Origin of the sequence: Brevundimonas sp. 2YAF1 (genome assembly GCF_052114745.1) — a bacterium.
In the GTDB taxonomy this organism is placed as follows: Bacteria; Pseudomonadota; Alphaproteobacteria; order Caulobacterales; family Caulobacteraceae; genus Brevundimonas.
Map to the genome: position 1 here is coordinate 167120 of NZ_JBFRFI010000002.1, position 14030 is coordinate 181149.

At 69.9% G+C, this 14030-nt stretch carries 15 protein-coding genes; 3 read left to right on the forward strand and 12 right to left on the reverse strand.

What is annotated here, in order from left to right; all coding sequences use genetic code 11:
- Positions 1–6: 6 nt before the first annotated feature.
- From AB4Y68_RS03425 to AB4Y68_RS03440, 4 genes are all read right to left on the reverse strand, one after another.
- Positions 7–1137 carry a cell wall hydrolase gene (locus AB4Y68_RS03425; protein ID WP_441454108.1) on the reverse strand — a complete coding sequence of 377 codons (1131 nt, stop codon included), beginning with the start codon at positions 1135–1137 and terminating at the stop codon, positions 7–9.
- Between the two features lie 148 nt (positions 1138–1285).
- Complete coding sequence (locus AB4Y68_RS03430) at positions 1286–1765, reverse strand: Dps family protein (protein WP_441454109.1); 480 nt, start codon at positions 1763–1765, stop codon at positions 1286–1288.
- Between the two features lie 288 nt (positions 1766–2053).
- Positions 2054–2416, reverse strand: coding sequence for a DUF6481 family protein (locus AB4Y68_RS03435; protein WP_441454110.1), 363 nt, complete (start codon positions 2414–2416; stop codon positions 2054–2056).
- Positions 2417–2651: 235 nt separating this feature from the next.
- Positions 2652–2849 carry a hypothetical protein gene (locus AB4Y68_RS03440; RefSeq protein WP_441454111.1) on the reverse strand — a complete coding sequence of 66 codons (198 nt, stop codon included), beginning with the start codon at positions 2847–2849 and terminating at the stop codon, positions 2652–2654.
- Between the two features lie 428 nt (positions 2850–3277).
- On the opposite strand from AB4Y68_RS03440, the gene AB4Y68_RS03445 reads away from it, so the two are divergent.
- The gene (locus AB4Y68_RS03445) at positions 3278–4291 is read left to right on the forward strand and encodes a cell wall hydrolase (protein ID WP_441454112.1); all 1014 of its coding nucleotides are present in this window, start codon (positions 3278–3280) and stop codon (positions 4289–4291) included.
- Between the two features lie 16 nt (positions 4292–4307).
- On the opposite strand, the gene AB4Y68_RS03450 is transcribed toward AB4Y68_RS03445, so the two are convergent.
- Positions 4308–4517: a hypothetical protein gene (locus AB4Y68_RS03450; protein ID WP_441454113.1), complete on the reverse strand. Its 210-nt coding sequence runs from the start codon at positions 4515–4517 to the stop codon at positions 4308–4310.
- A gap of 110 nt (positions 4518–4627) precedes the next feature.
- On the opposite strand from AB4Y68_RS03450, the gene AB4Y68_RS03455 reads away from it, so the two are divergent.
- On the forward strand, positions 4628–5809 hold the full coding sequence (locus AB4Y68_RS03455; RefSeq protein ID WP_441454114.1) for an acyltransferase family protein: 1182 nt from the start codon (positions 4628–4630) through the stop codon (positions 5807–5809).
- On the opposite strand, the gene nadC is transcribed toward AB4Y68_RS03455, so the two are convergent.
- The 5 genes from nadC to AB4Y68_RS03480 all read right to left on the reverse strand — a co-directional run bounded on the left by nadC (position 5763) and on the right by AB4Y68_RS03480 (position 10666).
- A complete protein-coding gene (gene nadC, locus AB4Y68_RS03460) occupies positions 5763–6620 on the reverse strand; it encodes a carboxylating nicotinate-nucleotide diphosphorylase (RefSeq protein WP_441454115.1) in 858 nt (285 codons plus the stop codon). The two genes, AB4Y68_RS03455 and nadC, sit on opposite strands and share 47 nt — an antisense overlap.
- Positions 6621–6685: 65 nt before the next feature.
- Positions 6686–8233 carry an L-aspartate oxidase gene (locus AB4Y68_RS03465; RefSeq protein ID WP_441454116.1) on the reverse strand — a complete coding sequence of 516 codons (1548 nt, stop codon included), beginning with the start codon at positions 8231–8233 and terminating at the stop codon, positions 6686–6688.
- The gene (locus AB4Y68_RS03470; RefSeq protein WP_441454117.1) at positions 8230–9075 is read right to left on the reverse strand and encodes a metalloprotease; all 846 of its coding nucleotides are present in this window, start codon (positions 9073–9075) and stop codon (positions 8230–8232) included. The genes AB4Y68_RS03465 and AB4Y68_RS03470 overlap by 4 nt, the downstream gene beginning before the upstream one ends.
- A 57-nt stretch (positions 9076–9132) precedes the next feature.
- The gene (nadA, locus tag AB4Y68_RS03475; RefSeq protein ID WP_441454118.1) at positions 9133–10212 is read right to left on the reverse strand and encodes a quinolinate synthase NadA; all 1080 of its coding nucleotides are present in this window, start codon (positions 10210–10212) and stop codon (positions 9133–9135) included.
- 118 nt (positions 10213–10330) lie between these two features.
- A complete protein-coding gene (locus AB4Y68_RS03480; protein ID WP_441454119.1) occupies positions 10331–10666 on the reverse strand; it encodes a GIY-YIG nuclease family protein in 336 nt (111 codons plus the stop codon).
- A 173-nt stretch (positions 10667–10839) separates the two neighbouring features.
- Here AB4Y68_RS03480 and ilvA point away from each other — a divergent pair, with 173 nt between their 5' ends.
- Positions 10840–12357 carry a threonine ammonia-lyase, biosynthetic gene (gene ilvA / locus AB4Y68_RS03485; protein WP_441454120.1) on the forward strand — a complete coding sequence of 506 codons (1518 nt, stop codon included), beginning with the start codon at positions 10840–10842 and terminating at the stop codon, positions 12355–12357.
- On the opposite strand, the gene AB4Y68_RS03490 is transcribed toward ilvA, so the two are convergent.
- On the reverse strand, positions 12358–12888 hold the full coding sequence (locus AB4Y68_RS03490) for a methylated-DNA--[protein]-cysteine S-methyltransferase (RefSeq protein ID WP_441454121.1): 531 nt from the start codon (positions 12886–12888) through the stop codon (positions 12358–12360). It abuts the gene before it with no gap.
- Positions 12869–13987 (reverse strand): bifunctional transcriptional activator/DNA repair enzyme AdaA, encoded by a 1119-nt coding sequence (locus AB4Y68_RS03495; protein ID WP_441454122.1) that lies wholly within the window; start codon positions 13985–13987, stop codon positions 12869–12871. Before AB4Y68_RS03495 ends, AB4Y68_RS03490 begins: the two co-directional genes overlap by 20 nt.
- Positions 13988–14030 lie beyond the last annotated feature (43 nt).

Below are 14030 nucleotides of genomic sequence, written 5' to 3' on the forward strand. Positions count from 1 at the left end.
CTCAGTTCACGCCCCTGGCTTGCCGACTTCCTCGACCGCCATGGCGGTGACGCCGGACGGCAGGGCGACTGGCGCGACGGGGCCGGTTTCATAGGCCTTCAGCCGTTCGTTGATGGCGGCGATCTCTTCGCGGCTGGCCTGGCGGCGGCCGCCCAGGCTGGCGACGCCGACGACGCGGGTGTGGCCGTCGATCTCGACCGTCTTCATCCCCGTCGCGCCGGTGGCCATGGCCGCCTCGACGCTGTCGACGGCGGCCAGCAGCACGCGCGGCTGGGCGAAGCGGGCCTCGTCGATGACCGGCTCGCGGCCCGAGGACCTGTCGGTGAAGGCGGCGCTTTCTCCCGGAGAGCCCTTCCAGCGATAGAAGATGTGCGCCCCGACCTGGGTGATCTTGGCCAGGGTCGGCGACCACCAGGGGTGGACGTAGTCGGCGTGATAGTGCGTCGCCGTGCCCACGCGCTTGGCCACCTGGCCGGACAGAGCCCGCTCGGCCACCCGCGCGGCGCGGTCCCAGGCCCAGCCGATCGGCGCGCGGCTCAGCGACCCGTCGCAGGTGAAGCTGAACTGGCAACCCGTAGTCCGCTCCGCACCCTGATAGACGACGCCGCAGACCGTGCGGGGATAGTTGGGATCGCGCACCCGGTTCAGCACCACCTGGGCCACGCCCTCCTGTCCGTCGGTCGGCTCCAGCGCGGCCTCGTAATAGACCGCCTGGGTCAGGCAGCGCAGGGCGCGCCGGCGGTCGGCCTCGGTGGCGGGACGCAGGTCGAAGGGGACGGCGGGCTGAAGCGCCCCGAAAGCGACGGGCGTGGCCGCGTTCAACTGCTGGGCGGCGATGCCCGACATCCCCTGATCCAGCGACGGCTTGCCGCCCAGGGTCAGGCTCTCCCACCCCGGCGTCAGATCATAAAGCTCGGGCAGGTTCAGCGCCGGATCATGGCGACGCGCCACGAACAACTGCGCGGCGTCCAGGCGCGCCAGGACGGCCTGCAGGCCGCGCGGGGTCAGATCGCCCCCGGTGGCGCGGGCCACGGCCTCGGCGGTGCGGTCGATGTCGGGCCGGGGACTGGAGCTGGCCGACATGGCCACGCCCATGACCGCCAGGGTCGCAGCCACAGCCATGGGCGCCGCGGCCATGGCCCGGCGTCCGGTCGCTTTGAGCTGTGGCAGTCGGCCTTTCAGCATCCAGTGTCCTTCAGCCGGCGCCGTCGAGCGCCGCACGGCGATCTGAGTGATCCACCAATCCGGCGCTTTTCAGGCCCGCAGATTACTGTTCCGTGAGGACCTAACGGTCGCCCAGGCTGGAGCGCAGCATCCAGGCGGCCTTTTCGTGGGCGGCCAGACGCTGGGTCATCAGGTCGACGCTCGCCTCGTCGCCGACTTCGTCGGCGGCGTCCAGCGCCGCGCGGGCCGTGGCGATCAGCACGCCGTGGTCCTTGATCAACTCCTTGAGCATCTCGCTGGCGTCCTTTTCAGGATCGCCGTCCTTGATCGAGGTCAGATTGGCGAAGGCCGAGGCGCTCTGCGGGGCCAGTTCGCCCAGGGCGCGGATACGCTCGGCGATGTCGTCCAGCGCGGCCCAGATTTCGTTGTACTGCATCTCCAGCAGCTTGTGCAGGCTGAAGAACTCCGGCCCGCGGACGTTCCAGTGATAGCCGTGCGTCTTTTGATAGACGGCGAAGCTGTCGGCCAGGACCTTGGACAGCTCGCGCGCGACGTCGTCGCGTGCCTTGGGCTTCAGGCCGGTGTCGATGGAAGCGGTCATGTCTGCTCCTGATGCGTTACGAACAAAGATCCAGCCTGGCAGTTAGGTCTTTTCGCGCGCCAGCCAAGGGCGGGCGACGACCCGTGCGCATGAATCTTCGCGACTGTAACGCTGGGCAGGGCGACCCGTTGCAATCCGCGTCCTTCTCCCCTTGCGGGAGAAGGTGGACGGCGAAGCCGGACGGATGAGGGGTTGCGCGACGCTAAACGCGCGGCCTTCATCCAAGGTGGAGAGACCCCTCATCCGGCCCTGGCAGGCCACCTTCCCCCGCAAGGGGAGAAGGGGTTTTTAGCGCTGACGCGCCTTGCGGGCGGCGTAGCGGGCGTCGCGCGCGGCCTTCTGCTCTTCCTTGGTCAGCTGCTTGCGCTCCTTGCGGGCGGCGCGCTTGGCGGCGTCGACTTCTTCCTGGGCTTCGTGTTCGGCGGCCAGACGCGCGGCTTCCTTGTCGGCCTTCTCGCGGCGCTGTTCGGCCTTCTCCAGCTCGAACTGCTGGCGCAGGGCTTCCTTCTCGGCGGCGCGCTTGGCGGCCAGCTTCTCGAACTCGGGATCCTGGACCGTCGGCTTGGGCTTGAACTTGGCCAGCAGGGCCTTCTTGGCGTCCTGCTGGGCGGAGATGCGGTCGTTGAAGCCGGTTTGTTTAAGGTCTCGCATGCGTAGAGGCGGTCTTCCTTCGAAATCTGATAAGGGGCGACGCCGATCAGTGGCGGCCCGGCGGGCGTGCGGATACGCGAACGGCCCGGCGCGCTGCCAAAGCGGAATCCAGCGCGGAAATCAAGCGTCGCCGCCGTTTCAGGCCCTCAAACTCGCATTTAGAGCCTGAATCGCGTCCAAAGAGGCACATGGGGGCCGACGCCGCCCCGAGCAAGCGGCGCCGTCGGCCGCCGCTTCAGTGCGGCTTGTCGATATGGCCGAGGGCGGCCCCGGCCGCGCCGCCGACCGCCGCGCCGACCGGCCCCGCCACCACGGCGCCGGCGATGGCGCCGGTCGCCGCCTTTTGCTCGACCGTATGTCCGCAGGCGGCGAGACCCAGGGCCGAGACCCCCAGGGCAAGGACGGCGGCGGCGCGGATCGGAAAACGGGTCATCGGGCGGAGAACTCCTTGAAATGGTTGAGCTTGCAACGCCGCCGCAGCCAAAGAGTTCCCTTCTCAGGCGAGCGTCCGTCGAGCAAGTAACGACTCCTCTCCGAATAGCGTTTACGACGCAAACGGCGCCGGTTCGAAATCATCAGCGCGTAACCGAATACAGATTCGATGAGATGTGCTCAAGCAATGACACAGCCTGCTCACAGATCGACAAAACGCCTACTGTAGAGGCGCGACGGATTGCTGCATCGCAGCGATAACTAGCGAATCAAACACATTGAGGTCATAAACGGATGGCTTAAGGCCCGTCTTCCGGAGGTCGGCCGCTTGTCGATCTCGGGTCCGGAGCCAGTTCGCGGCGCGTCACGTCGCCTGGGTTCGTTGAGTACTGGGGCGGCATCCTCGCCCTGCTGAACAGGACTACGCCTTTGAATTTCTCCTCGCAGACGCGTGCGCTGATGCACGCCGCCCGTTCCGTTCGCCTGCGCCCCAAGACGGCGGCCGCGGCGTTCGGGGGCGTCGTCAGCCTCGCTGTCGGCGGAGCCTATCTGGGCGGCGCGGCCGTCCAGGCTTCGACCGTGCGCGCCCAGGCGGAACGCCTGCAAGGCGCCGGCTCCGAGGGCTACACTCAGGAAGCCATGGCCGCTGCGGCCGGCGGCCTGGACGCCAGCGCCCTCGCCATCGCCAACCGCCACGACCCCTACACCGGCGCCGACTCGGCCCAGCGCGATCGTCAGGCGGAACTGCTGACCGCCCGACTGGAAGACTCCCAGAACGGCCTGCGTCGCGCCAGCCTGACCAGCCCCGCCGCCAAGCCCTTCCGTCTCGGCAGCGCCCTGGATCAGTCGCGCGATCTCGATTGTCTGACCAAGGCCGCCTATTACGAAGCGCGCGGCGAAGGGGCCGACGGCATGAAGGCCGTGGCCCAGGTGGTTCTGAACCGCGCCCGCCACCCCGCCTTCCCCAACACCGTCTGCGCCGTGGTCTTCCAGGGCTCGAACCGCAGCACCGGCTGCCAGTTCAGCTTCACCTGCAACGGCGCCATGCGCGGCGCGGTCAACCGCACCGCCTGGAACCGCGCCCGCGACGTGGCCTCCAAGGCCCTGTCGGGACAGGTCTACGCCGCCGTCGGCAACGCCACCCATTTCCACACCACTGGCGTCTCGCCCAGCTGGCGCAACAGCCTGGTGAAGGTGAACCAGGTCGGCAGCCACCTCTTCTACCGCTTCGGCGGTCGTTCGGGCTCCAGCGACTCGTTCCGCTCCACGCCGCGCCCCTCGACGGCTGCTGACGCGCCGCGCCTGATCCAGGCCAGCCTCAACCCCGCCGAAACCGTGCGCAACGCCGGCGGCGCCGTGGCCTACAACCTGGTCGTCGCGCGCGACAACCTGAGCCAGACCGACCGCGCGGCGACCGCCGAAAAGGCCGCCGCCGCCGAATAAGCGGGCCGGATCGCGTTCAGCGGTCCTGCGTCTTCCACTGCGGCGTCATATTCTGCTTCAGGTTGCCGTAGCGGCCCTGTTGATGCGTGTTGACGTCAGCGTCGCCGGGCTGGCTCGACTGGGCGCCCGCGGCCAGGTCGTGCCGATCCGCCATATCGCTGACCGGCTGCGCGCCGTGATCGGCGAAACTGCGTTGCTCCTTGGGGACGGAGGGGACCTTGCTCATGACACCGCCTTTCGTCCCACCTGAAACCGCCTTCGGCGCCTAAGGGTTCCCGGCCCGCTTCTTGCTTCACGGTCGGTGATGCGCCCTCCCCCGGCGCGGGAGCCGGCCCTTTGACGACCACGACGACCCCCACGCCCCAGCCTGCCGCCTTCGTGCGCGGCGGCGTTCTGGACGCCCTGCGCTTCCTCGCCTCCATGTTCGTGGTGCTGTTTCATTTCGGCGACGAGGCGCCCGTCCCCCTGGCCTCGCTGCACAGCGTCTGGGCGCGCGGCTATCTGGCCACCGACTTTTTCCTGGTGCTGTCCGGCTTCGTCCTGGCCCGGGCCTATGGCGCGGGCCAGGCCTCGGGACAGGTCTCGCCGCTGCGGTTCTGGCTCAAGCGCTTCGCCCGCAGCTACCCGACCCACCTCATCACCCTGGCCATTCTGGCCCTCCTGGTCCTCGCGGCGGCCCTGATCGGGAAAACGCCGGTTCACGCCGAGCGGTTCGACTGGTCGGGCATCCCGGCGCAGATCCTGCTGCTGCACGCCTTCGGCGTCGGCGGCGAGCAGTGGAACATCCCCGCCTGGACGCTGTCGGCCCTGCTGATCTGCTACGCCTTCTTCCCCTGGCTGTGGCGCGCCATGCGGCGGCTGCCCGGGCCGATGACCGCGCTGACGCTGGGACTGACCCTGCTGGTCGTGGGGCAGGCGCTCAGCCTCGCCCTGCTGAAGCATTCCCTGTTCGACCTGCCGTTCCAGTGGGCCATGCTCCGCGCCGCGCCGCTGTTTGTGGTCGGCCTGACCCTGGCCCGCGCGGTCGAGGCCGGTCGCGGGTCGCCGCGCGCGGCCCGCCTGATCGCTCTCGGCGGGGCTGCGGTCCTGCTGGCCAATGTCGCCGTGGCCGGACCGGACCTGATCAGCCTTCTGGCCATCTGCGTCCTGGTGCTGGGTTGCGGCGCCCTTCCCACAACCCTGCCGACCACCCGCCCCATCCCCGGCGCCGCCTGGGGCGCCCGCGTCAGCTTCTGCCTGTTCATGACCCACACCATCACCGGCGCGGTCTGGTTTGGCGGCCTCCAGCCCCTGATCGAGCGCTTCCACCCCGCCGCCGCGACGGTCGCCTGGCAGGCTTGGGGGCTATGGGTGCTGGCCTTGGTGGCCGCCCTGGTCGCCGCCGATCTCTACAACCGGCTGATCGACGCCCCGCTGCAACGGGCCATCCGACGCCGCTGGTTCAGCCCGCCCGCCGTCAGCGCCCCGACCCTCAGCGCGCGTCCAGCCCCACGTCCAACTGCGCAACAGAGTGCGTAAGCGCCCCGACCGAGATCACGTCCACCCCGGTCGCCGCGATCGCCGCCACGGTCGTCAGGTTGACCCCGCCCGAGGCCTCCAGCGTCACGGGACCGAAGGCGCTGGCCTTCACCCGGCGCACGGCCTCCTCCAGATCGGCCAGACTGAAATTGTCCAGCATGATGACGTCGGGCCGTTCGATCAGCACCTCGTCCAGTTGGTCCAGCCCGTCGACCTCGACCTCGACCTTCATCAGGTGCGGGGCGAAAGCTTTCGCGCGACGCACCGCCTCGCCCGCCCCGCCGCAGACGGCGACGTGGTTGTCCTTGATCAGGATGGCGTCATCCAGCCCGAAGCGGTGGTTCAGCCCGCCGCCGCAGGCCACGGCGTGCTTCTCCAGCGCGCGCAGGCCCGGCGTGGTCTTGCGGGTGTCGGCGATCCGCGCGCTCGTGCCCGCGACCGCCTGGACATAGGTCCGCGTCAGGGTGGCGATGCCGCACATCCGGCCCAGCAGGTTCAGCGCGGTCCGCTCGGCCGCCAGCAGGGCGCGCGCGTTGGCCTCGACCTCGACCAAGACGGTTCCCGCCTCGAAGGCCTGACCGTCGGCGACCTTGACCGTCACCGTCGCCTTGGGGTCCATGGCGTGGACCGCGATGCGCACCACCGCGCCGCCGGCCATCACCCCGGCCTGCCTTGCAGCGAAGACGGCGCTCATCCGCGCCTCCTCGGGGATGCAGGCCTGAGCCGTCACGTCGCCGGTGCGGCCCAGGTCCTCGGCCAGGGCCATCCGCACGACGGGCTCGATCAGCAGGTCCGGCAGGGTTCGGGTCATGATCTCAACGTCTCTCGTTAGGCGCCGTCATCCCGGGACGCGCAGCGGACCCGGGACCCAGGCGGTCAGACTATCTCAGCCGCCTGGCTTTCGGCGCGCGCCTGCGGCGCGTCCGGAATGACGGAAGGCAGGGACATGCGGGTATGCTCGGCCGTCGGCAGGCTGTCGGGATAGTCGGCGCGGTAATGCCCGCCCCGGCTCTCGCGGCGGTTCAGCGCCCCCTCGGCGATCAGCCGCGCAGCGGTCAGCACCACTGCCTCGGGATGGGCCGTCGCCAGCCGGTCGATCACGGCGAGCAGGGCCGTCAGCCCCGCCTCGTCGCGCACCACGCCCGCGAACCGGGTCATGGCGGCGCGCAGCTCGGCCATCGCTTCCGGCGGCAGGTCCTGCGAGGCGTGCACCGGCTTCAAGGCGGCCTTGGGCGGCTGCACCTCCTTGGCCGCCGCCCGCCCCGCGCGGCGCCCGAAGGCGCCCGCTTCCAGCAGGGAGTTGGAGGCCAGGCGGTTGGCGCCGTGCACCCCGGTCGCGGCGCACTCGCCGATGGCGTAAAGGCCGGCAACCGTGGTCCGTCCCTCGTCGTCGGCGACGATGCCGCCCATGTGGTAGTGCGCCGCCGCCGCCACCGGAATGGGGCTGATGCGCGGGTCCAGCCCGGCGCGCATACAGGCGGAAAACACCGCCGGAAACTCGTGCGGGAAGCCCTCGCCCACCGCCTTGGTCGCGTCCAGAAACGCGCCGCGTCCGTCGGCTCGTGCGGCGTGCACCACCCGCGCCACGATGTCCCGAGGGGCCAGATCGGCGTCGGCGTCCTCGCCCAGCAGGAAGGCGCCGGTCCCGTCGACCAGCCGCGCCCCCTCGCCGCGCAGAGCCTCGGTCGCCAGCGGCGCCGGGTCCAGCCCGACGTCGATGGCGGTGGGGTGGAACTGCACGAACTCGGGGTCGAGGATTTCAGCCCCCGCCAGATAGGCCAGCGCCAGCCCCTCGCCGCGCAGGGCCGAGGGGTTGGTCGTCACTTCATAGAGGCCGCCAACGCCGCCCGTGGCCAGCACCACGGCTGGCGCAAAGACCTCATCCACGCGCCCGCCGGCCCGCTCGATCAGGGCGCCGCGCACCCGGCCGTTCACGTCCTGGATCAGGCCGCGCAGCCGCCCGTCCTCCCATATTTCGATATGTTTGGAGGCCCTTGCTGCGGCCACCACCGCCGACAGGATGGCCCGCCCGGCGCCGTCGCCGCCGACCCGCGCCACGCGCGGCAGGCTGTGCGCCGCCTCAAGCGACACGGAGAAGCCGCCCGCCGCGTCCCGGTCGAAGGGCGCGCCCAGCGAGGCCAGCCATTCCACCGTCTCGCGTCCGCGCTCGGTCAGGGCTCGCGCCGCCTCGGGCTCGACCAGACCGGCGCCCGCGCCCTCGGTGTCTTTCGCATGCAGGGCGGCGCTGTCCCTGGGCGACAGGGCCGCCGCCATCCCCCCCTGCGCCCAGGCCGAGGAACAGGCGTTCAGCAAGGGCTCGGGCGTCACCACCAGGGTCTTCGCCGGGGCCGCCTCCAGCGCCGCCGCCAGTCCCGCCAGCCCGCCGCCGATGATCAGCGGCCCGTCATGCCGGATACGGCTCATCCCTTGAGCCCGAGATAGCTCATGCCGATACGCAGCGCCTCGACGCTGGACCCGTCCGCCAGCGGCAGCAGGGCGCCGAAGGCCGCCGCCGCGCAGGCCGCCGCCGTCAGCAGATAGAGGGCCAGGCTCTGGCCCGCCTCGGGCCAGCTCAGCCTGCCCCAATGCTCGCGCCAGACGCCGCGCTTCAGATGACTGAACACGGCGAAGCCGAGGAAGACCGCCAGGATGAACCGCCCCGTCGACAGCCCCCACCAGACCGCCAGACCGCCGACGGCCAGAAGCGCCACCTGCTCCAGCCGCGGATGCACCCGCGTCAGCACCGGTCCCAACGCCTTGGACCCGTCCAGCGGCGGCGCCGGTAGCAGGTTCACCAGATTGAGCATGGCGATAAAGAAGGCCCCGACCAGCCAGGCCTTGCCCCCCGTCGCCGCCCACAGCCCGACAAACGGCAGCATCGCCACCAGCCCGAAGGCCGGCCCCGCCAGCGACACCAGCACCCCGTGCCATTCGCTCTTGGGATTGCGTTGCCCCCTGGCCAGGCCGCCGAGGAAGGGAATGACATAGATGCGCGCCGGTCCCATGCCGACGCGGTTCATCGCCAGAACGTGTCCGTATTCATGCACGAACAGGCCGATCAGAATGGCCACGGCCACGACCCAGCTGCCCGTCACCCACCACAGGAAACCGCCCATCAGCAAAGTCGAGACGATGGCCCAGGCGGGATGCTGGCCCTTGTCCTCCAGCGGCGCGGCCTTGCGGGCGCGCACGAGTTCGGGCGCGGCCTGTTCAGGCGTGGTGTCCCAGGGACCGGGACGACGAATAGGGTTTTCAGCTTCGCTCATGGCGTCGAACTGGGCTTGCAACGACCGGCCCGCAACGGGCCGCATCGCCGCAGGACCTCAGATCAGCTCCACATCGACGTGATGACGGGCCTTGACCAGGTCGTAGCGCGCCGGAATCGCCGGCGGCGGCAGGTCGATCATCCGCTGCACCGCCAGACGCCCGCGCTCGCCCATTTCCGGCTCCACCGTCACCTCGAACTGCATGTATTTGAGGCAGTCGCGGATGTTTTCCAGCGTGATGCGCTTCATGTGCGGGCACAGGTTGCACGGGCCGATGAAGTCGACGCCGGGCACGTCGCCCTTGACGTTCGAGGCCATCGAGCACTCGGTGATCATCACCACCTGCCTGGGCTTGCGGTCGACCACATAGTCGATCATCGCCGCCGTCGAGCCGGCGAAGTCCGACGCCGCCAGAACCTCCTCCGGGCATTCCGGGTGGGCCAGGATTTCCGCGCCCGGATAGGCGGCGCGCATCTCGGCGATGTCGGCGGCGGTGAAGCGCTCATGCACCTCGCAGCGGCCCTTCCAGGCGATGATGCCGACATTCGTCTGCGCCGCGACGTTGCGCGCCAGATACTCGTCGGGGATCAGGATGACCTTGTCGACGCCCCACTCCTTGGCCGCCCACTCCACCACCTGAACGGCGTTGGCCGAGGTGCAGCAGATGTCGGTCTCGGCCTTCACGTCGGCGGTCGTGTTGACATAGGTGACCACCGGCAGACCGGGGTAGCGCTGCTTGATCAGCCGCACGTCCGCGCCCGTGATCGACGAGGCCAGCGAGCAGCCCGCGCGCAGGTCGGGGATCAGCACGGTCTTGTCAGGGCTCAGAATCTTCGACGTCTCGGCCATGAAGTGCACGCCCGCCTGGACGATGACCTTGGCCTTGGACTTGGCGGCCTCCTTGGCCAGCCCCAGGCTGTCGCCGACATAGTCGCCGACCCCGTGGAAAATCTCCGGCGTCATGTAGTTGTGAGCCAGAATGACGGCGTCGCGTTCTTTCTTCAGCGCGTTGATCTCGCTGATCAGCTTCGCCTGTTCCGGCCACTCCAGCGGCGTCACCAGACCCTTGACCTTCTCCCACACGGGAGCGGTCTCTTCCGCCAGTTCCTTCGACAGACCGAAAGCGCCGTCCGCCATTTTCGTCACTCCCTGGCCGCCACTGCGCGGCCCCGACTTATGCTCAAAGTTAGCATAAGCAGGCGCAATGTAGTCCACCCGGCGCACGGTGCAAGGGAAAAGGGCGAAACGCCCCTCTCTACAAGGTCTCGGCGCTCAGGCGCGCGATCCACAGGGCGGCGCGCTTCTTCAACTCGTCCTTGCGGGCCATATCCGACAGGTCGGGCGCCAGACGGTCGAGTTGCTCGAAGCGGAAGCTATCGGCGCCATGGGCGTTCCATTCGGCCTGAAGCGACCTGTAGGGGCTGCCGCCCATCTTCAGCGCGAACCACAGGCCGTTCTGCTGGGTGTCGATGTGGCGGCTCTGGCCCACCCAGGCCCGGCCGGTGGCGGAGCAGAGGACGGCGAAGACCCCGGAGACGGTTTCGCGGTCCTTGTAGTCGTTGATGAGCGCCTTGCGGTCTGCGGACGTCATGGACGCCTCCTTTTGTTTTACCCGGATTAAATAGCAGGAATTATTACCCGGGTAAATCCTACGCTGCATCACCCCCGCGCCGCTCAGCGACGCAAGGGCCTTCCCCTGACCGCCGCTTCTGCCCTAGACGAGAGGTCGATTGATCCCTTCTGTCGCGTCGCTCCGAGAATTTCGTGCAAGACACCGTCCGCCGCATCCTGACCGCCCGCGTCTATGACGTGGCCGAGGAAACCCCGCTTGATCCGCTGAAGCGTCTGTCGGCGCGGCTGGACCGCCCGGCCCTGCTCAAGCGCGAGGACCTGCAGCCGGTCTTCTCGTTCAAGATTCGCGGCGCCTACAACAAGATCGCCGCCCTGACCGAGGCCGAACTGGCGCGCGGGGTCATCTGCGCCTCGGCGGGCAATCACGCCCAGGGCGTGGCCCTGGCGGCGGCGAAACGCGGCGCGGCCTCGACCATCGTCATGCCCACCACCACGCCGGGCATCAAGGTCTCGGCGGTCAAGGCCCTGGGCGGTCAGGTCGTCCTGCACGGCGAGAGCTTCGACGACGCCTACGCCCACGCCCGCGTGCTGGAGGCCCAGACCGGCGCCACCTTCGTCCACCCCTTCGACGACCCCGACGTGATCGCCGGACAAGGCACCGTCGGGCTGGAAATCCTGCGCCAGCACCCGGACCCCATCGAGGCCGTCTTCGTGCCCATCGGCGGCGGCGGTCTGGCGGCGGGGGTCGCGGCCATCGTCCGCTTCCTGCGGCCCGAGACCAAGATCATCGGCGTCGAACCCGCCGACGCGCCGACGATGAAAAGCGCCATCGACGCCGGCCATGTCGTCACCCTGGATCAGGTCGGCCTGTTCGCCGACGGCGTGGCGGTGAAGCGCGCGGGCGACCACACCTTCCGCCTGTGCCGCGACCTGCTGGACGAGATCGTCCTGGTCGACACCGACGCCATCTGCGCGGCGATCAAGGACGTCTTCGACGACGTCCGCGCCGTGGCCGAACCGGCAGGCGCCGTCGCGCTCGCAGGCATGAAGGTCTGGGCGGCGCGCAACCCCGGCAGCGGCGCCCTGGTGGCGATCAACTCGGGCGCCAACGTCAATTTCGACCGCCTGCGCCACGTGGCCGAGCGGGCCGAGATCGGCGAGGGCGCCGAGGCGCTTCTGGCCGTGGCCATGCCCGACCGCCGCGACGACTATCACCGCTTCCTGCAAAGCCTCGACGGCCGCTCGGTCACCGAGTTCAACTACCGCTGGTCCGGCGACGGCCGGGCGCAGATCTTCGTCGGCGTCGGCCTGCGCGACGGCGCCGCCGAGCGCGAGACCCTGATCAACCGGCTCAAGTCCGACGGCTACGCGGTGGAGGACATGAGCGACAACGAGACGGCCAAGCTGCACGTCCGCTACATGGTCGGCGGCCGCACCATCGGCCTGCCGCACGAGCGCCTGCTGCGCTTCGAATTCCCCGAGCGGCCCGGCGCCTTCCTGCGCTTCCTCAACAGCCTGCAGCCCGCCTGGGCCCTGACCCTGTTCCACTATCGCAACCACGGCGACGACGTGGGCCGGGTGCTGGCGGGCGTCAGCGTCCCGCCGGATCAGGCGGAGGCCCTTAGCGAGGCCCTCGACACCCTCGGCTATCCCTATGTCGACGAGACCGACAATCCGGCCTGCCGCCTGTTCCTCGACGGCGCCGCCTGACTACAGCAGACCTATCGTCGCGCCCTCGTGCGCCAGCAGCCAGCGCTTGCGCTCCAGCCCGCCCGCATAGCCGGTCAGGGTGCCGTTGGCGCCGACGACCCGGTGGCAGGGCACGATGACGCCGACCGGGTTGGCCCCGTTGGCCAGGCCCACGGCGCGGACGGCGCTGGGCTTGCCGATGGCCGAGGCCAACTGGCCGTAGGACCAGGTCTCGCCCGCTGGAATGGTGCGCAGCGCCGCCCAGACCGCACGCTGGAAGTCGGTGCCGCCGGTCTTGACCGCGATCCTGTCCAGCGCCGCAGCCTCGCCGCCGAAATAGGCCGCGACCGCCGCCCGCACCGCCTCGGGCGCCCGGCCTTCGGTCAGCGTCACCTCGCCATAATGGCGCGCCAGCAGTTTCAGCATCCGCGCCTCATAGTCCACGAAGTCGAAGGCCCGCACGGCGCCCTCAGCGTCGGTGACCAGCAGGACCTCGCCCACCGGCGAGGCGATGCGGTCCAGCGTAAAGGCTTCAGGCTGCGTCTTTTTCATCGTCGCTCTCCATCACTTGCGCGCCGTCGATCCCCGCTTCCCGCAGGTGCAGTGCGCCATAGGCCCGCCAGGGCCGCCATGGCTCGGCTCGCGCTTCGAGCCGCTCGTCTTCAAGCCGGTCGCTGGCTATATCCGCCGCCTCATCGATCCAGTCGCCGGGCAGGCGCAGGCCGGGCCGCGCCCGCACCAGCGGCGCCAGAAGGGCATCCGCCGACAGGTCGTGCTGGATCGCCTCCGGGTCCGCCGACAGGTCGAACACCCGCCGCACCCGCGCCAGCACGCCCGGCAGAGCCTTCAGGTCCGAGGCCGCGACCGTGACCGCCAGCCGGTTATCGGGCTCGAACCGGGCCGAGACCTCGCCGGTCGCGCCGTCCGTCTCCGGCGTCAACTCGCGCCGCCAGACCCCGCCCGCGACCGTCTCGCCGCGCGCGGAAAGCGCCGCCAGCATCGCGTCATTTTCATAGGGTGGGCGATAGGGCAGGCTCAGCCGCACGCCTTCATTCGCCTTGGCGTCGCCAGGCTTCTCGGCCCGTCGCCGCAGCGCCGAGGGCGGCCGTCCATACAGGCCCTGAAACGTCTCGTTGAAGCGCCGCACGCTGCCGAACCCCGACGCCAGCGCCACCTCGGCCATCGCCAGATCGGTCTGGTGGATCAGGGCCTTGGCCAGCAGCACGCGGCGGGTCTGCGCCACGCTGACCGGGGCCGCGCCCAGATGCTGGCGGAACAGGCGGCGCAGGTGCCGCTCGCCCACCCCCAGCCGCGCGGCGAGCGCATCTACGTCGCCCTCATCCAGCGCCCCCGCTTCGATCAACCCCAGCGCCCGGCTGACGGTGTTAGAGGTGCCGCGCCAGGCCCCCATGTCGGGCGCCGTCTCGGGCCGGCAGCGCAGGCAGGCGCGAAAGCCCGCCTCCTCGGCCGCCGCCGCCGAAGCGACAAAGCTCATGTTCTCGCGCTTGGGGGTCCGCGCCGGACAGACCGGGCGGCAATAGATTCCCGTCGTCTTCACGCAGGTGAAGAACCGCCCGTCAAAGCGCGGGTCGCGCGTCAGGACGGCCCGATAGCAGGCCTCCTGATCCAGACTGTCGCGGGCGTTTTCCATGGCCGCAACATGATCCTTCGACGCCGTCCTGTCTCGCGGTTTT

Coding starts and splice junctions, on each gene's coding strand:
- AB4Y68_RS03425 (WP_441454108.1), bottom strand. CDS start 1,137: ATGGCCGCGGCGCCCATGGCTGTGGCTGCGACCCTGGCGGTCATGGGC.
- AB4Y68_RS03430 (WP_441454109.1), bottom strand. CDS start 1,765: ATGACCGCTTCCATCGACACCGGCCTGAAGCCCAAGGCACGCGACGAC.
- AB4Y68_RS03435 (WP_441454110.1), bottom strand. CDS start 2,416: ATGCGAGACCTTAAACAAACCGGCTTCAACGACCGCATCTCCGCCCAG.
- AB4Y68_RS03440 (WP_441454111.1), bottom strand. CDS start 2,849: ATGACCCGTTTTCCGATCCGCGCCGCCGCCGTCCTTGCCCTGGGGGTC.
- AB4Y68_RS03450 (WP_441454113.1), bottom strand. CDS start 4,517: ATGAGCAAGGTCCCCTCCGTCCCCAAGGAGCAACGCAGTTTCGCCGAT.
- nadC (WP_441454115.1), bottom strand. CDS start 6,620: ATGACCCGAACCCTGCCGGACCTGCTGATCGAGCCCGTCGTGCGGATG.
- AB4Y68_RS03465 (WP_441454116.1), bottom strand. CDS start 8,233: ATGAGCCGTATCCGGCATGACGGGCCGCTGATCATCGGCGGCGGGCTG.
- AB4Y68_RS03470 (WP_441454117.1), bottom strand. CDS start 9,075: ATGAGCGAAGCTGAAAACCCTATTCGTCGTCCCGGTCCCTGGGACACC.
- nadA (WP_441454118.1), bottom strand. CDS start 10,212: ATGGCGGACGGCGCTTTCGGTCTGTCGAAGGAACTGGCGGAAGAGACC.
- AB4Y68_RS03480 (WP_441454119.1), bottom strand. CDS start 10,666: ATGACGTCCGCAGACCGCAAGGCGCTCATCAACGACTACAAGGACCGC.
- AB4Y68_RS03490 (WP_441454121.1), bottom strand. CDS start 12,888: ATGAAAAAGACGCAGCCTGAAGCCTTTACGCTGGACCGCATCGCCTCG.
- AB4Y68_RS03495 (WP_441454122.1), bottom strand. CDS start 13,987: ATGGAAAACGCCCGCGACAGTCTGGATCAGGAGGCCTGCTATCGGGCC.